The sequence below is a fragment of the Bacillota bacterium genome (assembly GCA_036504675.1).
Lineage (GTDB): Bacteria > Bacillota > Sulfobacillia > JAJYWN01 > JAJZPE01 > DASXUT01.
In genome coordinates, this window is record DASXUT010000017.1 from 1 (window position 1) to 19,372 (window position 19,372).

17 protein-coding genes and 1 pseudogene are annotated in these 19,372 nt (G+C 63.8%); 5 read left to right on the forward strand and 13 right to left on the reverse strand.

Features of this window, described 5'->3' with window-relative positions; translation table 11 throughout:
- Both VGL40_01165 and VGL40_01170 read left to right on the forward strand, forming a co-directional pair.
- Positions 1-264, forward strand: a 264-nt coding sequence (locus VGL40_01165; GenBank protein HEY3313880.1) for a 5'-nucleotidase C-terminal domain-containing protein, incomplete at its 5' end; no start/stop codon positions are given.
- Positions 265-388: 124 nt separating this feature from the next.
- On the forward strand, positions 389-832 hold the full coding sequence (locus VGL40_01170) for a redoxin family protein (protein HEY3313881.1): 444 nt from the start codon (positions 389-391) through the stop codon (positions 830-832).
- Positions 833-859: 27 nt separating this feature from the next.
- On the opposite strand, the gene VGL40_01175 is transcribed toward VGL40_01170, so the two are convergent.
- From VGL40_01175 to VGL40_01190, 4 genes are all read right to left on the reverse strand, one after another.
- Positions 860-1,603: a hypothetical protein gene (locus tag VGL40_01175; GenBank protein HEY3313882.1), complete on the reverse strand. Its 744-nt coding sequence runs from the start codon at positions 1,601-1,603 to the stop codon at positions 860-862.
- 428 nt (positions 1,604-2,031) lie between these two features.
- Entirely contained in the window at positions 2,032-2,358 is a 327-nt protein-coding gene (locus tag VGL40_01180; GenBank protein ID HEY3313883.1) for a DUF1905 domain-containing protein, read from the reverse strand.
- 73 nt (positions 2,359-2,431) lie between these two features.
- Positions 2,432-3,238, reverse strand: coding sequence for an ABC transporter permease subunit (locus tag VGL40_01185; GenBank protein ID HEY3313884.1), 807 nt, complete (start codon positions 3,236-3,238; stop codon positions 2,432-2,434).
- The gene (locus tag VGL40_01190; protein ID HEY3313885.1) at positions 3,228-4,193 is read right to left on the reverse strand and encodes an ABC transporter ATP-binding protein; all 966 of its coding nucleotides are present in this window, start codon (positions 4,191-4,193) and stop codon (positions 3,228-3,230) included. Before VGL40_01190 ends, VGL40_01185 begins: the two co-directional genes overlap by 11 nt.
- 195 nt (positions 4,194-4,388) lie before the next feature.
- On the opposite strand from VGL40_01190, the gene VGL40_01195 reads away from it, so the two are divergent.
- Positions 4,389-6,167 (forward strand): M3 family oligoendopeptidase, encoded by a 1,779-nt coding sequence (locus VGL40_01195; protein HEY3313886.1) that lies wholly within the window; start codon positions 4,389-4,391, stop codon positions 6,165-6,167.
- Between the two features lie 114 nt (positions 6,168-6,281).
- On the opposite strand, the gene VGL40_01200 is transcribed toward VGL40_01195, so the two are convergent.
- The 3 genes from VGL40_01200 to sdaAB all read right to left on the reverse strand — a co-directional run bounded on the left by VGL40_01200 (position 6,282) and on the right by sdaAB (position 8,264).
- Positions 6,282-6,542 carry a hypothetical protein gene (locus VGL40_01200; GenBank protein HEY3313887.1) on the reverse strand — a complete coding sequence of 87 codons (261 nt, stop codon included), beginning with the start codon at positions 6,540-6,542 and terminating at the stop codon, positions 6,282-6,284.
- A 138-nt stretch (positions 6,543-6,680) separates the two neighbouring features.
- A complete protein-coding gene (gene sdaAA, locus VGL40_01205) occupies positions 6,681-7,562 on the reverse strand; it encodes an L-serine ammonia-lyase, iron-sulfur-dependent, subunit alpha (protein ID HEY3313888.1) in 882 nt (293 codons plus the stop codon).
- A 27-nt stretch (positions 7,563-7,589) separates the two neighbouring features.
- Positions 7,590-8,264, reverse strand: a complete 675-nt coding sequence (sdaAB, locus tag VGL40_01210; protein HEY3313889.1) for an L-serine ammonia-lyase, iron-sulfur-dependent subunit beta — start codon at positions 8,262-8,264, stop codon at positions 7,590-7,592.
- Between the two features lie 225 nt (positions 8,265-8,489).
- Between sdaAB and VGL40_01215 the strand changes: the two genes are divergently transcribed.
- Complete coding sequence (locus tag VGL40_01215) at positions 8,490-9,713, forward strand: TIGR00300 family protein (GenBank protein HEY3313890.1); 1,224 nt, start codon at positions 8,490-8,492, stop codon at positions 9,711-9,713.
- Positions 9,714-10,041: 328 nt separating this feature from the next.
- On the opposite strand, the gene VGL40_01220 is transcribed toward VGL40_01215, so the two are convergent.
- Complete coding sequence (locus tag VGL40_01220; GenBank protein HEY3313891.1) at positions 10,042-10,350, reverse strand: CD3324 family protein; 309 nt, start codon at positions 10,348-10,350, stop codon at positions 10,042-10,044.
- Between the two features lie 411 nt (positions 10,351-10,761).
- Here VGL40_01220 and VGL40_01225 point away from each other — a divergent pair, with 411 nt between their 5' ends.
- Positions 10,762-11,340: a nitroreductase family protein gene (locus tag VGL40_01225; GenBank protein ID HEY3313892.1), complete on the forward strand. Its 579-nt coding sequence runs from the start codon at positions 10,762-10,764 to the stop codon at positions 11,338-11,340.
- Positions 11,341-11,416: 76 nt separating this feature from the next.
- Here the strand turns inward: VGL40_01225 and VGL40_01230 are convergent, their stop codons facing one another.
- The 5 genes and pseudogenes from VGL40_01230 to rpoN form a co-directional block, all read right to left on the reverse strand.
- On the reverse strand, positions 11,417-14,017 hold the full coding sequence (locus VGL40_01230) for a S8 family peptidase (protein ID HEY3313893.1): 2,601 nt from the start codon (positions 14,015-14,017) through the stop codon (positions 11,417-11,419).
- A gap of 13 nt (positions 14,018-14,030) precedes the next feature.
- Positions 14,031-14,999, reverse strand: coding sequence for an ATP-binding protein (locus VGL40_01235; protein ID HEY3313894.1), 969 nt, complete (start codon positions 14,997-14,999; stop codon positions 14,031-14,033).
- Positions 15,000-15,213: 214 nt separating this feature from the next.
- Positions 15,214-16,398, reverse strand: a complete 1,185-nt coding sequence (locus tag VGL40_01240) for a phosphoglycerate kinase (protein HEY3313895.1) — start codon at positions 16,396-16,398, stop codon at positions 15,214-15,216.
- A 1-nt stretch (position 16,399) separates the two neighbouring features.
- Positions 16,400-17,410 (reverse strand): annotated as a pseudogene (gene gap / locus VGL40_01245) (type I glyceraldehyde-3-phosphate dehydrogenase).
- Positions 17,411-17,698: 288 nt separating this feature from the next.
- Positions 17,699-19,309: an RNA polymerase factor sigma-54 gene (rpoN, locus tag VGL40_01250; GenBank protein ID HEY3313896.1), complete on the reverse strand. Its 1,611-nt coding sequence runs from the start codon at positions 19,307-19,309 to the stop codon at positions 17,699-17,701.
- Positions 19,310-19,372: the final 63 nt, after the last annotated feature.

The following is a 19,372-nucleotide window of genomic DNA, read 5'->3' on the forward strand; positions in this document are numbered from 1 at the left end:
CAGGCCCCCGGCTCGCGGGTCTTCGACCTGACCCTCACCGACGGTACCCCGCTCGACCTGACCAAGACCTACAAGGTCGCCACGAACAACTTCATGTTCACCGGCGGCGACAACTATCTCGCCCTCAAGGGCGGCACCAACCGCATCGACACCCAGCTGGTCATCCGCGACGAGGTCATCAAGTGGATGAAGGCCGAGACCGCGGCCGGCCACAAGATCACCTGGACGGACACCGGCCGGAGCGTCAAGGCGGCCAAGCCCTGAGGCTAAGCTGTCTTGTGACCCTGAACTATTCAAGGCGGGCAGGCCCGGAGAGTTCCGGGCCTGCTCCTTGTGTTGGGCAATACTATGCTGGTGAAGGTGCCACTTCGGAGGAGGGGCTACGGCAATGGACTCGGCGTTCGACGCCTCCCGCATCGCCTTGCGTGACTTGGAAGACCACGAGAAGGTGTTGGGAGCCTTCAAAGGCAAGACCGTCATCCTGATCGGCGGCGGCTACCCGGCCATCGAGGAGGCCGCCGACTGGGCCGAGGCCCTCGATGAGGAGTACGCCGGCGATGATGACGTTCAGGTTGTCGGGGCGGCGATCATCGGCGATGTCCTTCCCGGAGTGTCGAAGGATCAGGTCAAGTCCCGACTGAAGGATTTCGGCACGGTCCCGGTTCTGGTGGACTGGGAAGGACAGTCCTCCGAAGCCTTCGACCTCGATGGGGCGTCGAAGCCTCACGTCTTCGTGATCGACCGGGACGGGGTCCTCCGCTTCCGGACGGTCGGTGACCTGTCGGACGCCGCTCTGGCCAAGGTCAAGGGGGAAGTCGAGGCGGTCGAGTGATGTCTCTCCCCCGTCTTGTGGTCCCCCTCAGCCGAGGTGGTCGACCTCGAAGATTTCCGGCGGGAAAACGGTCGGGAACGGGGCGGCGATGAAGCCTTCGCAGAGGGTCCCGAGCTCCCGGCAGGTCGGGGGGACGGGGCAGTAGCCGAAGGCCCCGACCATCAACTGGACGCGTCCCTCGCTCTTGATGATCACCCGGATCCCCACCGTCATGCAGATGTTCGGGAAGTCTTGTTCCGGCATCGGCTGGACGCGGGCCCCGAGACAGGTGGCCGTGACCACCTCGATCTTGGGGAACATCGTCGCCGGGTCGGGCATGTACAGGAGGGTGTCCTTGTGGAAGCAGGTGTCGATGCGCTCGAAGGTGGTGGCGACGTAAGTCCGCCCGGTGGCGTCGGTGAACGTCACCGCGACCTGCGGGCAGACATCGCCGGTGATCCTCTGCAACAGGGGCTGGCCCGGGACGGCGCTGGTCTGGAGGTTCTCGATGAAGACGTTGACCACCGCGCAACTGACGATGGTGAGGGGCTGCACGGGCAGGGGGCTTTCGGGGGTCAGGCCCATGTGGCTGAGGACGATGCAGAACTCCTGGCACTCCGCGTCGGAGCAGGAATCGAAAACCTTGTCCACGTCGACGCAGACGATCTCGGTGATCGGCGGGCAGGGAGTAATCGGGGTGCAGGGGCCGGGGATGATCGCTTGGCCGTCGCTGGTGGGCCGGACTTCTTCCGGAATCGTGACTACTTCACCTCCTAGGATGGGACAGGTCACTCAGGCGGGACAGGTCGGGGCGGGGACCTCTTGACCCGATTACAGAATATGTAAGTCGCCGGTCCGGAGTGAAGCGCGTTCCGCGCCGCTGTTGGCGGAAACCGCGAGGTAGCGGCGTCCGGCCGCTGGATAACGAAGCCCGCATTATGCATCTTAATTAAGGCAGGGCCAATTTTGAAGACCAAGGGGGATGCCCCTGCCTAAAGTGAACTGCACCGTGACTCCGGCGGCGGGTTCCCGCCGAGCGCCACCGTGGACAAGCTGCAGAAGACGCCGGCCGAGAGCAAGGACGAGACCTGTTTCCAGACGTTCAAGAACGAAGGGCACTCGAGCCTGAAGTAGGGGCGTCACGTCCCCAAGAAAAAGAAGCGGGTGCGAGCCTCTCTGGCCCCACCCGCTTTCCTTGTCATCGGTTGAATTCGGTCACTTCAGCCGCTTGCCTTCCTCCAACATCGACAGGGCCTTGACGATCCGCCGCTGCCTGGTCTCTTCCTGCTTGGCCTGGTTGATCCAGTCGACGTAAGGGTCTCGAGGGCGGCGGCGTCCCGCGTGGTCTTGTTGACCACCATGTAGTGGGTGCCGTCCCCGAAGGGCATCACCGAACCGCGGTAGGGCTGGCCGTTGATGGTCCCCTTGACGGCCACGCGGGCCTTGGTCCCGAAGGCCTCGGCCACGTTGAACGGGACGACCAGGATTGTCCAGGTACCCACATCGCCTTGGCGTTGGAGCTTCGCCTGGAACTCTCGCTTCGACACCGTCGCCGCCACCTCTGCGTCCGATATTGGGGAAGCCGACGAGCGGCCCCTACTATTCCCCACCTGGTCGCCCTCACAACTCCTGACGGCTGAAGAGACGAAGAGCGACAGCCATGAAGAGGACGGTCCAGGCGAGGGTGAAGGCCAGGGGCAAGAACGGCTCGGGTAGGCTCGCCCCAGGACCCGTCTGGGTCGAGGGGAACAGGCCGGCGGCGATCTCCCCTAGCTTCCAGGGGGTCACGAGGCCACTCTTGGGGGCCCAGCGGGTCATTACCTGACCGACGAACATGAAGCCCAGGCCGATGCCGATGACCGGGCCTCGGTTGCTATAGATCGTTCCCAGCATGATGGTCAGGGCGACGTAGAAGACCGAGTTCGCGGCCAGGAGACCGATGGCGGCCAGGGAAGTGCCGAGCGGCAGGGTTTGGCCGGCCCACAGGGCGTACTGAGCATAGAACACGGCGGCCTGGGCGAGCAGGGCGATGGTCCACAAGCCGAGGGTGTTGGCGATGAACTTGGAGAGGATGAAGGCCGTCCGTGAGGCCGGCTTGGAGAGGACCCAGGCGGCCGTCCCTGACTGCCTCTCCCCGATGACGGCGTCCTGGCTGAGAACCACTGCCCCGCCGGCGATGGCCATCCCGCCGACGACGAAGAATAGGGTGGGCATCACCTGGGAGATGTCCCCGAGGCTGCTTGGATCCGAGCGGGCCTGGAGGCCGATGAGCAAAGGCATGGTGTTGGTGATGAACAGCCAGGTGACCAGCCTTCGCCACCAGGCCCGTGAGCCGAACCAGAGGCTGCATTCCTTATCGAGCAAGTTGTTGAAGCCGTTGCGCCAGCCGCGTTCCCTGACGGGCTGCAGAATGGTTTCAGCGGTCATGGTTCTCACCCTCCACGATGTTCATGAAGACTTCTTCGAGGTTTAGCTTCTTCCGGCCGAACTCGAGGACGGTGCAACCCCGCTCGGCCAGGATCACCCTGAGGAGCTGGGCCTCGGCCGAGGCCTCGTCGCTGACCTGGATCCTCCAACGCTGATGACCGTTTTCGGGAACAGCCTCGAGGGCCCTGACCCATGGCTGGCGGGAGACGGCCGCCTGCGCCTCCTTGACTTCCCCCTTGACGGCGACGGTGAAGGTAGCCTTGCCGGAGCCGGCCAGGAGTTCGTCAATGGGCGCCTGGGCGACCAGTTCACCGCGGTTGAGGATGGCCACCGTATCGCTGACCCGTTGCACGTCATCGAGGATGTGGGTTGAGTAGAAGACGGTACAGTGCTTGCGCAGGCGCTCCATCACCTCCAGGACGTCGTGGCGGCCCATCGGGTCGAGCGAGGCCGCCGGCTCGTCCAGGATGAGCAGATCCGGGTAGTTCACCTGGGCCTGAGCGATGCCGAGGCGCTGCTTCTCGCCCCCCGAAAAGCCCCTGATCGGCCGGTCGGCCTTGTCCGCCAGCCCGACCAATTCAAGGGTCTCAGCGATGCGGTCTTCGACGGCCTTGCCCGGCCCGCGATAGAAGAAACGGGCGGTGAAACGGAGAGTCTCGCGGGCCGTCATGTGCTCGTAGAAGCGCGGGTCCTGGGCGAGGTAACCGACGTGCTTGCGGATCTCGATGCTGTCACGGGTGATGTCGTGCCCGAAGACCGTGCCTCCCCCGCTCGTCGGGCGGATCAAGCCGAGAAGAAGCTTGATCGTCGTGCTCTTGCCCGCACCGTTGGGTCCGAGGAAGCCGAAGATCGAGTTCTTCGGCACCTTGAGGTCCAGGGACTCAAGGGCGTAGGCCCCTCGGTAGGCTTTGCTTAGTCCGCTGGTTTCAATGGCGTAGTGGTCGGTTTCTCCCATCTGCTGTACCTCCCTGAGGGCATTGAGAAACCCGCTGCCTTGTCGGACGCGGATTACCACGGCCGCGAGGGCAGGGGGATGTCCAGACTGAGATTCGCCAAATTAACGTATTGACCTGCCGGAAAGTTTCGAGCGGCCGCTGGGGCAGGGTTTCACCGGCAGGCGGGGAAAGATGTCGCCTGGGGGTGTTGCTTTGTGAAGGACCTCAGCCGGACCTGGGACCTGGAAACCATCTTCCCCGGCGGAAGCCGCTCACCTCAGTTAGAGGCCTACCTGACGGCCATCGAGGACGACGTCAGGGGCCTGTCCAAGAGGGTTCAGGCCGAGCCCCTGGCCGGAGCGGTCGAGTGGGCGGCCTTCCTGGATGAGGTCCAGGTGGTCATGCGCCGACTGCGCCAGTCAGGCGCCTTCGTCTCCTGCCTGAACGCTCAGGACGTCCAGGACAAGCAGGCCCGCATCGTCGGGGGTCGGGTCAAACAGCTCCAGGCCGCCTTGGCCACGGTCCTGACCCGGTTGGACCAGAGGATGCTGCAGGTCCCCCAAATCTACTGGGATGAGCTGCTGCGCAGCGAGGCCCTCCGTCCCCTGGCCTACAACCTCGACGAGCGCCGTCTGCGGGCCCGGGAGATGCTCCCGCCCGAAGAAGAGGCACTGGTCAACGACCTGTCGGTGGACGGTTACCATGCCTGGTCGGATCTGTACGACGCGACCACCGGCCGGATGACCATCCCCATCGAGGAGAACGGGCGGATCACCCGGGTCTCCCCCGGTCAAGCCCAGAACCGGCTGTACGACGACCCGGACCCCAGGGCGCGGGCGGCCGCCATGACCCGCTGGGAAGAGGCCTGGGCCGACGAGGCCGACTTCTGCGGGCTCGCCCTCAACCACCTGGCCGGATACCGGCTCAGCCTGTACCGCCATCGCGGCTGGGACTCCGTCCTGAAGGAACCCCTGCGGAACAACCGGATGTCGGCGGAGTCCCTGGAGGCCATGTGGGTGGCGGTCGAGGAAGCCCGCGAGAGGCTGGTCGCCTTCCTGGCGGCCAAGCAGAAGGTCCTCGGTCTCGACCGGCTGGGCTGGCAGGATGTCGCCTCCCCCATCGGGAAGGTCGAGCGAAGAGTGAGTTACGACGAGGCCGCGAGGTTCGTCATCGAGCAGTTCGGGCGCTTTAGCCCGCGAATGGCCGGCTTCGCCACGATCGCCTTCACCGATCGGTGGATCGAGTCCGAGGACCGGCCCGGAAAGCGGATGGGAGGCTTCTGCACGAGCTTCCCGGACAAGCGCCAGTCGCGCATCTTCGTGACCTTCTCGGGAACCCCGGCCGGCGTCGCCACCCTGGCCCACGAGTTGGGCCACGGCTTCCACCAGTGGGTGGTCAACCAGATGCCGGCCATGACCCAGCAGTACGCAATGAACGTGGCCGAGACCGCCTCGACCTTCGCCGAGATGATTGTGGCCGACGCGGCCGTCCGCAATGCGCCGAGCCCTCAGGAACGGTTGGTCCTCGTCGAGGACAAGCTCCAGCGGGCCGTCTCGCTGTTGATGAACATCCACGCCCGCTTCCTCTTCGAGACCCGCTTCTACGAGGAGCGCCGGCGCGGGATCGTCGGTGCGCAGCGACTCAACGAACTGATGGTCCAGGCCCAGAAGGACGCCTTCGGCGGGGCCCTGGACCTCTATCACCCGCACTTCTGGGCCTCGAAGCTTCACTTCTACGACACCCGGGTGCCCTTCTACAACTTCCCCTACACCTTCGGCTTCCTCTTCAGCGCCGGCGTCTACGCCAGGGCCCTCGAGGCCGGCCCCGGCTTCGAGGACCCGTATGCGGAGTTGCTCCGGGACACCGGGCGGATGCGGGTTGAGGACCTGGCCTGGCGACACTTGGGGGTCGACCTCCAGAAGCCGGAGTTCTGGCGGAAGGCGGTCGACGCGGTCCTTGGCGACCTGGGGGAGTTCCTGCGGGCGGCGGGGTGAAGATCAAGAGACGGCCCCGTCCGGGCCGTCTCCCGTCTCCTGCTTTGCGGTTTCTCCTTGGGGCTCTGGTCGGGGCTCTGGTCGGGGCTCGAGTCGGCCGCGTCGCTGAGCGGCCTACACCTCATCCAGCCGCAGCGGGACTGCCCGGGTCAGGCTTTCCTTGCGGTCGGCCATTTCGGCGGCGACCGCCTCGTTGAGGATCTGGTCGGCCAGCGTCTCGTATTCGGCGGCGAAGCCGACGGCCCGCATTAGACTCGGCCCTGATTGACCCAGGACCGACCGGATGATCCTCCTCCGCGATTCCCGGTCGACGTCTGGGTCGGTCCCTCGCTCCCCGCGCTCCCCGCGCTCCCCCCGCTCCCCCCGCTCAGCCATCCTGGCGGTCCCGGGCCGGAGAACTATCGGCCGCGGGCCCTTTCTTCTCGTCCACGGAATGATGCCCACCCTGCCCACCTCTTTCCGACTTCTCACCCCTAAGTTATCGGCGCGGGTGGGCTCTTGGTTTAGACCGTCTTAACTGGAATTTGGCTTGGTGAACTGGTGGGCGAGGCGGCACCCCGTCGGAGTGACGGCCAACCCCCCCTGGGAAGTCTCCCTCAGGGAAGCCGGCAGCGCTCGGCCGACCGCCCCCATCGCCCCGACCACCTCGTCGGCCGGGATGACGCTCTCGACCCCGGCCAGCGCCATCTCCATCGCGGCCAGGGCAATGGCGGCGGCCAGGGCGTTCCTCTTCACGCACGGCACCTCGACCAGACCGGCGACTGGGTCGCAGACCAGGCCCATCAAGCCCTTGAGGGCGATGGCCGCCGCATGCATGCACTGGGCCGGGGTCCCCCCGGACATCTGGGTCGCGCCCGCTGCGGCCATGGCCGCGGCCGAACCACACTCGGCCTGACACCCGCCCTCGGCCCCGGCCAGGCTGGCCGAGCCGGCGATGACCTGACCCACGCCGCCGGCGGCGAAGAGGGCGTCGACCAGTGCGGCGTCATCGGCCCCGGTCTTCTCCGCCACCGATAGGAGGACCCCCGGCAAGACACCGCAGGAGCCCGCGGTAGGGGCGGCGACGATCCGTCCCATGGCCGCGTTGACCTCGCTGACCGCCAGGGCCTTGACGATGGCCGAATCGAGCGGGTCGCCGACGATCAGACGGCCGTCGCGGCGCGCCTCGTCGACCCGCCTGGCGTCACCGCCGGTCAGCCCGCTCCGCGACTTGATCCCGGAAAGGCCGCGGGCCACGGCCTTCCGCATGACCTGGAGATTGATGGCCATCCGGGCGAGGAGTTCGCCTTCGGCGACCTCGCCGCTCTTGACCTCGTGCTCACGGACGACGGCGCCGATGGTCACCCGGCGCTCGGCGGCGGTGGCCGCTAGGGAGGCTAGAGTGAAGGGCTGCAATGGGCGGCACCTCCGGAAGTGGAATCGCTAACCGAGAGCCACCGGCGGCACGGACAAGGCCAGGTCGACCCCCTGGATCCGGCGGATGAGGGACATGGCCTCGGGCGAGACGGCCTGATCGAGCTCCAGGATCATCATCGCCCGGGAATGCCGGGCCTCGCGGGAAATCCGCATGGTGGCGATGTTGACCAGATCGGCGGCCAGGAGCGAGGTGGCCTTGGCGGCCACCCCCGGCTGGTCCAGATAAGACAGGATGAGGGCGTGATACTCGCCGGAGAACTGGACCTCGAACTGGTCGATCCGGGTGAGGTTGATCCGGCCGGCCCCGATGGACGAGCCGATGACGGCCGTCTCACGGCCGTCCGCGCCGGTGAGGATCATCCGGACCGTGTTCGGATGGGCGTCTGGACCCAGGTCGATCAGCGCGATCTCAATGGCCAGGCCGTCGGCGGCGGCGAGCTCCATGGCCCGGGGAATCCGCTCGTCGTCCGGCTTGAAGCCCATCAGGCCGGCCACCAAAGCCAGGTCGGTGCCGTGCCCGCGGTAGGTCTGGGCGAAGGAACCGTGCAGTCCGAGACGGGCCTTGGTCGGCCGACTGCCGACGATGGCCCGGCCGGCCAGACCGAGGCGGACCGCTCCGGCCGTGTGGGAAGAGGACGGCCCGGTCATGACCGGGCCGATGATATCAAAGACGCTACCCATATTCTCCCGGCCTCCTTGGTTCCCCATAATAGCCTATCCCGTCTGGGACTGTCAACCCAATTCAGCCGATTTGGGGCGGCGGCACTGCTGGTAGGCCGGGGGGCGGGCCGCGAAGCGGGGCTGCTGCCGCTTGTCCGTGCTGCCGCCTGTCCGTTGACGGTCCAGCGACGGCCATGGTAAGCTTGATACCAACCGCAGCTATCACAAGAGCAGGTGAATGGGGCAATGAACGGCTTCAGCGAAGAGATCACCCTGGAAGGTCACATCATTGACTCCGGGATCTTGATGAAGGCCTTCGATGTGGTCATGGACCTCGGCGGTTCCTTCGACCTCGAGGACATCCGGGTGGGGCGGAAAAAGGATGAGACCTCCTTCGCCCGGCTGCGGATCTCCGCCGGGACTGAGGAGGACCTTCACCAGATCATGTCGGCCCTGCAGGCCTATGGGGCCGGGGTGGTCTCCAACGGCGACGCTTGCGCCGAGGCGGCCCCGGGCGACGGGGTCTTGCCCGAGCACTTCTACTCGACGACCAACCTGCCGACCCAAGTCCGTCTGAACGGGCATTGGGTCGGCGTGAATGGCACTGAGATGGACCTGGTCATTGTCCTCGCCCCCGGGCGCGGCGAGGCCCGGATGGTGCCGATGGGTGAGATCAAAGAGGGCGACCCGGTCGTCGTCGGCCACGGCGGGATCAGGGTGGTCCCCCTCGAGCGCGCCCGCGAGCGCGAGGTCTTCTCGTTCATGGTCGGCGGGGCCTCTTCGGAGCGTCCCAAGCGCCTGGTCATCAAGGACATCGCCAAGCAGATGAAGGCGACCCGGGCCAAGGGCGGCAAGATCCTCGTCGTCGGGGGCCCGGCCATCATCCACACCGGCGCCGCCCCGCACTTCGCCAAGATCATCCGGGCCGGCTACGTCCAGGCCCTCTTCGGCGGCAACGCCATCGCCACCCACGACGTCGAAGCGGCCCTGTTCGGCACCTCGCTGGGGATCAACCTGAAGAACGGACAGCCGGTCGAGGGCGGGCACAGCCACCACATGTCGGCCATCAACGTGATTCGCCGAGTGGGATCACTGCGGGCGGCCGTCGACGCCGGGATTCTCCGCGAGGGAGTGGTCTTCGAATGCCTAAAAAGCGGCGTGGAGATGGTCCTGGCCGGCTCGGTCCGGGATGACGGGCCGCTCCCCGACGTCATCGTCGACATGGGTGAGGCCCAGCGCCGGATGAGGGCCGCCCTTCATGGGGTGGAGCTGACCCTGATGATCGCGACCATGCTCCACTCCATCGCCACCGGGAACATGCTCCCGGCCTCGGTCAAGACGGTCGTCGTCGACATCAACCCGGCGGTCGTCACCAAGCTCGTCGACCGTGGCACCCACCAGGCCCTCGGTCTGGTCACCGACGCCGAGCTGTTCCTGCGCGAGCTGGTCGAGGCTTTGGGGATCAGCTGAAGCGCCGACCCGGTCGAGTCGCCCGAGAGTCCTTCCCGGAGTCCTTCCCCTCCGCGCTCCCTGGTCCGACTATCCAATTATTGGACCAGACCTCGCGGAGAGAGGCCTTGCCTCCCGAGAGGTAGGACCAAGGACGAGCAGACAGGGAAAGAGAGATGGCCCTTCCCCGTCGGGAAGGACCATCTCGTTTGCTACTCAACCGCTACGTTCAGCCCGTCATCCCCGGTGGGTCAGTGCCCTCCGGGGATGACGTTCGTGGGGTCGACCACGTTCGCCACCCCCTTTCCCTTGCCGTTTGCGGGTTGGCCAACCGCAACCCCATTGTACCTCAACTGCCGCTGGGTCCGCCGCCCCGAGAACCGGTCGACTTGTTCTGTCCGCAGATGATCTTGCGAATGGAGTCATAACTCAGGTGGAACTCGGCCATCAACTGGTCGATGCCGACCCCCTGGCTGCGCCGGCGACGGATGAGCTCGTTGCGGTCGTCCAGGGCCTTCCTGGCCCCGCTCCGCTGACCCCAGGCGGCTCGCTCGTCCGCGCGCGGGATGTACAGCTGAAGCCCGGCGGCGTAACGTTGGAGAGCCTTGAGCAATCCCGGGGGGACTAATTCCGCCGCGTTGCGATAACGTTTGACCATGCCAGGCCTCCCTCGCCGTGATGGCGCCGGGACAGCAAAAAGCCACGGGGGAATCCCCCGCGACCATGTCGATCATGTCGACCTGGACTGGCCTGACCGCTGCGCTTGCGCGGCTAGGCTTTCGCCTCGGGGTGTTCCCGGCATTCCCAGCGCCTGTGCTGGTGCTGGACCATGGACTTGTGGGCGTTCCGTCCGTCTTTCATGGTCATGCCGTGACACCCCCTTTGCGCGTGGTTGGTCTTTCCGAGGCCAGAGTAACACGCCCGGGGTGGGCGGGTCAAGCCCAAGGGTAGGAGGATTCCCAGGCCGTCGGTGGAACATGACTAGAATATGCCGGGAACCAGCGAAGCCCCGCAAGTGGGGCGGGTCAGCCAAGCCCCCGGTCAACCCGCAACGTTGGAGGTCTGTCAAGTGGACATCTACGAAGCCATCGCCCAGCGCCGCAGCATCCGCAGGTTCAAGAAGAACCAGCCGGTGCCAAAGGAACTCCTGGAGAAGCTGCTCGAGGCGGCCATCAAGTCGCCCTCGGCCTGCAACCGCCAGCCGTGGCACTTCGTCGTCCTCGACGGGGCCAGGAAGGATGAGTTCATGCGGCTCTTCAACGGGGAACTTTCAAGGCAGAAGGCGGCCGGAGAGGACGTTGGCAGCGGCCCGGCGACGGCGCGGGCCATGGCCGACGCCCCAGTGATCCTTCTTGTCTACGACCCGCTGTGGCATCCCGGGGACGACCGGACGGGCGCAGCCCGTTTGAGCTACCTGATGGACACCCAGTCGGCCGGGGCGGCCATCGAGAACCTGCTGCTGGCGGCGACCGCCGAGGGGCTCGGAACGCTGTGGATCGGTGACACCTTCGAGGCCGAGGAGGCCATCGGCCGGTGGCTCGGCCGGGACGACGAGATGGTCGGGGCGGTCGCCGTCGGCTGGCCAGATCAGTCGCCGTCGCCCAGGCCGCGGAAGCCGCGGGATGAGGTCAGCGAGTGGATGGATTGAGCCGGGGGGCAAACATGCGGTACAAAGGCAGGGGCCGTGTCGGGAGCCGACAGGGCCCCTTTATCATCTCTCGACCCTAGCCTCTTGCCTTGATTGCCACCCTAGCCTGGATTCTTGCCCGTATTTCACTGTATACGGGAATGCGGCAGCCCTCTGGTACCTCCAGAGTAACGGCCAGAGCGTACCTAACAACTTCGGTCAGAGGGATAGCGTCGGACCTGCAGTTGACCTGCAACTCCAACACATCCCCGTCAACAAATGCAGCGGCTTGATGACCGGTCATTACTTCATGCTGAAGGGTCCCCTTCTGGACTCTACGAGAATCCGCCTGATCTCTTTTAACCCGCAGTATATCGTTTGCCAGCCTTTTTTCTATATCATCCCCGAAAGGGCTTAGCCATAGGGACGCTACTCTATATCCACTTTTGGCCGGATCAACTGGAGAAAGCCAGGCTAGCGTGACGCACAATGTTCGTTGTACGGCCTGTCCACTTAGGCTGGGCGGAAGCGGAACTCTATAGCGGTGGGCCTGTCCGTCCCCCAGTTCACCCCAACCAATCAGTGTAGCCCGTTGTTCAGTACAGACGGCCACTCGTTCCTGGTTTATGGCCCCATACCCCAAGAGGCAAGAAAGTGAGATCTTGTCCTGCGCCCCTAGGTGGCCAACAATGGCATCTCTCGAATCGCCCCAGTTGGCCCCATGCACAAGTAGGGCCTTGATCAAACAGGACAGATAGGGCTCGAGCGGTACAGAACTACCGGAACTGTCAGCAAGTGCCACGAGAGTGTCATGGATTTGCGCAGCGGTCCTTGTTGCGAGAGCGGCGGAGTTGCTAGTCCCGCAAGCCCTAATGGCACTGTTTGTGTCTCCAGTCGACGTCCCCGGTGACGCCACCAGTTGGCCCGGCCCGATGGTAGATCGAACAACTCTTAGGGTAGCATTCGAATGTGAAGTGCCGAGCTTCTCGGAATAGATCTGTCTACCCCCCGGGAGCATTATTTCAGGCTTAATTGACCTTCTAAAACCCGGTCCCTGCGCGTTTACTGGACTGGGTAGCGAATCGCTGGCGTATGGATCAACCCAATTGGGCACCACCTTGCCGCCGCCACCGTTCAAGTGTAGTGCTCCGACAGTCACAGCATTGATTGATTCCGCAGGCGACAGCAGACGCCGGGCCCACGCTGCCTTCTGAACAGCTGCCAATACTGCCTTCTCGAGTTTCCTTTTGTCCGAGCGTAAACTTGACAAATCAGCACGTGGGATTCCCAGATCAATCTCACTGGCGTGGTTTCCGGCACTGACAATAATCAATAACCTGTACCTAAAGGCCAGGTAGTCGATGAGCTTCGCTAGAGGACTGGGGACCCTATCGAAAAGACGTGAGGAATCGCCGATTGACATATTGACAATACGAACGTGGGGCGCGGCCGGAGGGGCCCCCCCGTCGCTCTCAAAGAGGCGCCGGACGGCCCTATGTATCACGTCAACCGCTAGGCCCGGGATCTCCTCGGTTCTCGGTCTATTGGCGAAATCCCTAGGGTTTGGCTTCATCACCGGCCTAAGGTATAGCGGGTTTCTTATGGGCTGCCCATTCTTGTCCAAGTCGCCATGGATGATTAGAGAAGCCATGCGTGTTCCGTGAACGCGTTCCTCGACTCCGTACGCTGAACTCCAGTCGTCCGGATCATCAACGACCAGCCGATTTGCCAGCAGTTTATGATTACTCATGGGAACCCCGTCCAAAAGCGCGACCACCGGATCCCCCTCCGGGGGGGGAAGCTCTTGCTCATTGCCCAGCTCAGAAATCTCTTCTAGTGCGAGAGGCGCAGTAACACATTGGGGTGCTGGCCGGAAGTGCATTACCTCATTGCACCGCAAGAGCTCAACCTCTGACAAGTTTACAATCCGCTCTACTGCCGAAGTTGGAAGGTCAGCCAACAATGCGTGGTAGCCTATCTGGGGAAGATATGCACTCTGCTGAACAACACCCTTTAGGGCTTCGATTTCCCTAGCTACGACCTTCTCTGCCCTTTCACTCGCTTCTTTGTCGTTCCTAAACCAGAGTTCAACCTCGAGGCTGAGGATTTCGTTGCCAAGTGCCTTTCTCTCAGACCATTCCTCATACAGACCCGTAGCCCTCAGTCTATCAACTGGACCCCAAGGATGTATGTCCCTTAAATGGTGAAATACGTCCCTCCACTTAGTTCTCCCTCGTTCAAGGGTTGGGTGATTCGGGTCTTTGCGGTAGGCCTCCCACAACCTGAGGAGTTGTTTTAGACCGGCGGAATTGGTCATCACCAGATAAACCAGTCCAGATAGGGCATTATCCTTATGGGTCGCATCCTGGTAAAACTCTTCGTCCGGCTGGATATCCTCCTCTTCCCACTCAGCTAGCCACTCGAGTCCCTCAATGCCGCGTACCGCCTTATAGAAATCAGCGACCCTACCAACTGTCTCAAGAACAACCACTTGCTCCGGTTCTATTACCCCTTGTAGAGTCTCCTTGAGGTGCGCGCAATGGGCTTCAAAACTTTGCTCCAGCTCCTTTATCCGGGGCGCAATCCTTTCTACCTGACGTTCAGGCGTCGGCGTGACGGGCCCCCCAAGAGGAGGGTTTTTTTTGTGTCGGTCAGCCACAGAGGCCTCCGGAAAAATGAGCAGTGGGAGCTCAGGCATGGACTGTCACCCCCTATTGTTCTTCCGGAACATACTGAGCTCTAAGCAACATGAGCTGTTCATCCACGATACGCCTGGTGTTTGAACTAGGCATTGATAGAATCTTCCTACGTAATACGCCAACCGCAAAATCCTCGATTTCTGAAAAACTCAGTCCGGTCAATTGCTTCGCGAGAGCTTGCAGATTGTGACCAAAGCTGTCGTGCTTCATCTCAAATGATCTAAGCCAAGAGACTATTTGCTCATCCGTCGGTTTCGGAAGCGATAGCTTGGCCTGGAACCTTCTCCACACAGCCTTATCAAGCAACTCGGGGTGGTTCGTAGCGGTCATTACTACGACGTGACTGGGCAGGCTATCAATCTGAAGCAAGAGGGAACTGACGACCCTCTTAATCTCCCCAGTCTCATCTTGATCGCCGCGCTCTTTGCCTAACGTATCAAACTCGTCAAAGAACAATACGCATTCCATGGTAGCAGCATAATCGAAAAGGCGGCGAAGCCGTAGGGCAGTCTCTCCTAGGTAACTCCCGATGACACCTTCATAGCGAACAGTGTAGAGTGGTAGACCTAGTTGAAAGGCTACAGCTTCCGCAAGAGAGGTTTTTCCGTTCCCCGGCGGTCCGACGAGTAATATGCGATGTCTCGGCTCTAGCCCATATGAGCGAAGCAGATCTCTTCTGTGGTATTCCTCAATAATGTCCATACAGGATTGCTTCACATCCAGCGGAAGGACAAGATCGTCTAGAGCTCGCTTGGGCATAGTCTCGTATAAGAGATGCTGGACACGATCATCTGGGGCAAGGGACTTAAGTCCGTTTTTCCCATTCGGTGTGCTTAGGTACTCGGAGAGTTGGTTGGCTAGAACGTTATGCTGCTTGCGTCTCTCCTCAGCTACTATAGCCTCTAGAGTCTTCCGAAAAAGGACTTGATCGCCCCGCGCGGCTGCCTTTGTCAGGTTCACAAGCAGATCGGCTCTAGCCATTGGAATCCCCCCATGATACCAAACGTCGTATAAGCACGGTGATCAGCTTCAGTCCGTAGGAAGCTAATGGCTGACTCGATCCTGAACCACGGGACAGACAGAACACCATACCGGTCTGGACAGAGGCTGCCGGATTGCGGGCAAGGACTGTTTCGTCCAATCACTGGACACTATGAGGCTGCTGGCTTTCCCATGAGTGGATCAATCGAATGCATCAGGACTTGTCCTTCAGCGCCGCCACCCCCGGCAGCTCCTTGCCCTCGATGAACTCCAGGGAAGCGCCGCCACCGGTGGAGATGTGGCCGATCTGGTCGGCCACGCCGGCCTTCTCGACGGCAGCGATGGAGTCGCCCCCGCCGACCACGGTGAAGGCCGTAGGGCCGGCCGCGGCCACGGCCTTGGCCACCGCCACGGTCCCGGCGGCGAAGGGCTCGACCTCGAAGACGCCCATCGGACCGTTCCAGAAGATGGTCCGGGCGGTGGCGATGGTCTCTTCGAAGCGGGCCACCGTCGCGGGGCCGATGTCGAGGGCCTTGTCGGTTGTGCCCAGGGCGTCGACGTCGACGGTCTTGCGGGGGGCCGAGGCTTCAACAGCCGGGGCGGCCACCACGTCGACGGGCAGGACCAGCTTGTCACTGGCCCGCGCCAGAAGCTCCTTGGCCAGCGTGACCTTGTCCAGCTCAACCAGGGACTGGCCGAGGTTGAGCCCCTTGGCGGCCAGGAAGGTGTTGGCCATGCCGCCGCCGACCAGCAGCTTGTCGCACTTGGCCAGAAGGTTCTCGATGATCCCGATTTTATCCGAAACCTTGGCTCCGCCGAGGATGGCCACGAAGGGCCGCTCGGGGTCGGCGAGAAGCCGCCCAAGGGCGGCCATTTCCTGCTCCATCAAAAACCCGGCCACGGCCGGAAGGTAGGCGGCGATGCCCGCGGTCGAGGCATGGGCCCGGTGGGCCGCCCCGAAGGCGTCATTGACAAAGAGGTCGGCCAAACCGGCCAGCTTCCTCGCAAACTCAGGGTCGTTTTTCTCCTCGCCTGGGTGGAAACGGACGTTCTCCAAGAGGACGACGTCGCCGGGGCCCATGGCCTGGACGGCCGCCTCGACCTCGGGGCCGACGCAGTCGTCGACCTTGGCCACCGGGGCCCCAAGGAGCTCGAACAGCCGGCGCCCGACAGCGGTCAGGCGGAACTCGTCGGCCACTTTGCCTTTGGGCCGCCCGAAGTGCGAGGCCAGGATGACCATGGCCCCCTGGTCCCGGAGGTATCTGATGGTCGGCAGGGCGGCCCGAATGCGGGTGTCGTCGGTGATCGCCCCGCGCTCATCGGTGGGGACGTTGAAGTCGACCCGGACGAAGACCCGCTTGCCGGCGACGGAGACGTCGCGGACGCTCAGCCTAGCCATCTTAAAGCCCCTTGGCGACCATCATTTCGACCAGGTCGACCAGGCGGGCCGAGTAACCCCACTCGTTGTCGTACCAGGCGACGACGCGGAGGAGGTCGTCGCCGACGACCATCGTCGAGAGGAGGTCGACCGTCGAGGACTTGTCACAACCCTTGTAGTCGCTGGAGACGAGCGGCTCTTCGGAAACGCCGAGGAATTTCCCCATCGGGCCGGCGGCGGCCTTCTTGAAGGCCTCGTTGACCTCCTCGGCGGTGACTGTGCGGGGGAGCAGGGCGACGAAGTCGACGATCGATACCGCCGGGACGGGCACCCGGAGGGAGAATCCGTTGAGCTTGCCCTTGACCTCTGGCAGGACGAGGGCCACGGCCTTGGCCGCCCCAGTGGTGGTCGGGACGATGTTTTAGGCGGCGGCGCGGGCCCGCCGGAGGTCCTTATGCGGGAAGTCCAGGATGACCTGGTCGTTGGTGTAGGCGTGGACGGTGTTCATCATTCCCTTGACCAACCCGAAGCTCTCGGTGACGACCTTGACCACCGGGGCCAGGCAGTTGGTGGTGCACGAGGCGTTGGAGATGACGTTGTGGCTGGCCGGGTCGTATTTGTCGTCGTTGACCCCCATGACGATGGTCGCGTCCTCGCCCTTGGCCGGGGCGCTGATGATGACCTTCTTGGCCCCGCCCGAGGTGATGTGGACAACGGCCTTGTCCTTCTCAGTGAAGCGGCCGGTCGACTCGATGACCACCTGCACGCCGAGGTCCTTCCACTTGATGTTGGCCGGGTCCTTCTCGGCCGTCACCTTGATCGGCCGCCCGTCGACGATGATAGCGTCGGCCGTGGCCTCGACCTTGGCGTCGAGAGTCCCGTAGGTCGAATCGTGTTTGAGCAATAGGGCAAGCGTCTTGGGGTCCGTGAGGTCGTTCACCGCCACCACCTGAATGTCCGGATTGCGCCGGGCGATCCGGAAGAACCTGCGTCCGATACTACCGAAACCATTGATCCCGACCTTGATCGTCACCAGCTGTCCCCTCCCGTAACTTTTTGAAGCTGGAACAAGGGAACCCCGAGCCCCCGACAAGCCGCTGATGGAACGTGGTCAGCGTAGATAAGAGAACCAGAACTTGAGGGCAAGCAGTCCACTCAAGACGGCGGCGCTGCCCGCGGCAGCCGCTGACCAGACCCACTCTCGCCGGACCCGCGGAAACAGGCGCCGGCCGATATAGGCCACACCGAGGCTCAGAACACCCCAAAATAGGGCCAAACGAACAGGGTTCATGGGCGTGCCTCCCCGCGAAGGGCTCCCGACCTACAACCTTCTCCTCCGCGACGACGGCTGCACCCCCATCTCGTCGCGGTACTTGGCCACCGTCCGCCGCGAGATGACGATGCCCCGACCCCCGAGCATCCGGGCGAGGGCGTCGTCGGACAGCGGGTGCCCGGGGTCCTCGGCGTCGACAAGGTCCTGGATGTACTTCTTGACTCCCTCCGAGGAGATCCCGGCCGAGGCCCCGATCTCCGTCACCCCACTGGTGAAGAAGAACTTCAACTCGAAGGTGCCCTGCGGGGTCTGGACGTACTTGTTCGAAGTCGCCCGACTGACGGTCGACTCGTGCATCCCGATGATCTCGGCTATCTGCTTGAGGCTCATCGGCCGGAGGTAGCGCAGGCCCCGGTCGAGGAACTCCCGTTGGAGCTTGACGATGGTCTCGGTGACCCGGTAGAGGGTCCGGCGGCGCTGCTCGATCGACCGGATCAGCCAGAGGGCCGAGTTGAGCTTGCTTTCCACGTACTCACGGGCCTTGACCTTTTCGCCATCGGCCCCATCGGCCTTCTTCGCCCCATGGAGGAGCTGACGGTAGTAGTTGTTGATGCCCAGGCGGGGCACGGCCGAGTCGTTGACGATGACGATGTACTCGTCCTCGACCCGTTCGATGACCACGTCCGGGACGATGTAGCGGGTGTCGTGGGGGTCGCCGAAGCGGCGGCCGGGCTTCGGGTCGAGGGTCCGGATGAAGTCGGCCGCGCCCTGGACTTCCTTGGCCGGAACGCCCAGGGCCGAGGCGATCCGGCTCAGTCGACCGGCCCCGAGATCCTCGAGGTGGCGGTCAATGATCTGAGCCGCCAGGCCCCTGACCGGCTCCTGGTCCGCGGCCAGCGGCATCCCGTCGAGCTGGATGCGGAGGCACTCGGCGAGGTCCCTGGCCCCGACCCCCGGGGGGTCGAAGGTGGTGAAAGTCCGGTGGACCCTGGCCACGTCCTCCTCGGAGACCTTCAAGGCCTTGGCCGCGTCGGCCAGCGTGGTCTGGAGGTAGCCATTGTCGTCGAGCATCCCGATGAGGTACTCGCCGATCCGGCGGTCTCCTTGGTTCAACGGGCTGAGGTGCAGCTGCAGGCGGAGATGGTCCTCCAGGGTGGGGGCTTCGGCCACGTAGTTGTCGAGAGAGCGGGTTTCCCGGTCGGGGTCCCGTTCGGGGGCCGGGACGAAGCCGAGGTCGCTACGGTCGTGGAAGTACTCCCGCCAGTCCACGTCGAAGCGGTTCTCCCCCGCCCGGGCCTCATGGGAGTCGGTCGCTGACCCAACCGGGCGGTCATCGCCGGGACGGTCGCCCGCCCGTTCGTCGCCGCGCTCGTCGCCGCGCTCGTAACCGCGCTCGTCGCCCCGATCTTCACCAGAGCGCTCATCGCCCGCCCGTTCGCCGGCGTTCCGCTCGGCCGTTTCGGCCCTCTCCGCCCCCTCACGGCTGGGGGCCATCGCTTCTTCCCTGATTTCCAGGACCGGGTTGTTCTGGACTTCCTCGGCGATAAACTCACCCAGCTCCGTTGCCGACAGTTGGAGCACTGTGATGGCCTGGCGGAGCTCTGGGGTCATGATCAGTTTTTGGGTCTGCTGTTGGATGAGCTTGGGACCGAGGTACATGCTAGCTCCCCCGAGTGGGCTGGACAAAAACCAGCCGGTCACCCGGCCCGGCCGGCTTGGGAC

Excerpts from the sequence above, each read along its gene's own strand:
- VGL40_01170 (HEY3313881.1), top strand. The coding sequence starts at position 389 with ATGGACTCGGCGTTCGACGCCTCCCGCATCGCCTTGCGTGACTTGGAA.
- VGL40_01185 (HEY3313884.1), bottom strand. The coding sequence starts at position 3,238 with ATGACCGCTGAAACCATTCTGCAGCCCGTCAGGGAACGCGGCTGGCGC.
- VGL40_01190 (HEY3313885.1), bottom strand. The coding sequence starts at position 4,193 with ATGGGAGAAACCGACCACTACGCCATTGAAACCAGCGGACTAAGCAAA.
- VGL40_01200 (HEY3313887.1), bottom strand. The coding sequence starts at position 6,542 with ATGGCTGAGCGGGGGGAGCGGGGGGAGCGCGGGGAGCGCGGGGAGCGA.
- sdaAB (HEY3313889.1), bottom strand. The coding sequence starts at position 8,264 with ATGGGTAGCGTCTTTGATATCATCGGCCCGGTCATGACCGGGCCGTCC.
- VGL40_01215 (HEY3313890.1), top strand. The coding sequence starts at position 8,490 with ATGAACGGCTTCAGCGAAGAGATCACCCTGGAAGGTCACATCATTGAC.
- VGL40_01220 (HEY3313891.1), bottom strand. The coding sequence starts at position 10,350 with ATGGTCAAACGTTATCGCAACGCGGCGGAATTAGTCCCCCCGGGATTG.
- VGL40_01230 (HEY3313893.1), bottom strand. The coding sequence starts at position 14,017 with ATGCCTGAGCTCCCACTGCTCATTTTTCCGGAGGCCTCTGTGGCTGAC.
- VGL40_01235 (HEY3313894.1), bottom strand. The coding sequence starts at position 14,999 with ATGGCTAGAGCCGATCTGCTTGTGAACCTGACAAAGGCAGCCGCGCGG.
- VGL40_01240 (HEY3313895.1), bottom strand. The coding sequence starts at position 16,398 with ATGGCTAGGCTGAGCGTCCGCGACGTCTCCGTCGCCGGCAAGCGGGTC.
- rpoN (HEY3313896.1), bottom strand. The coding sequence starts at position 19,309 with ATGTACCTCGGTCCCAAGCTCATCCAACAGCAGACCCAAAAACTGATC.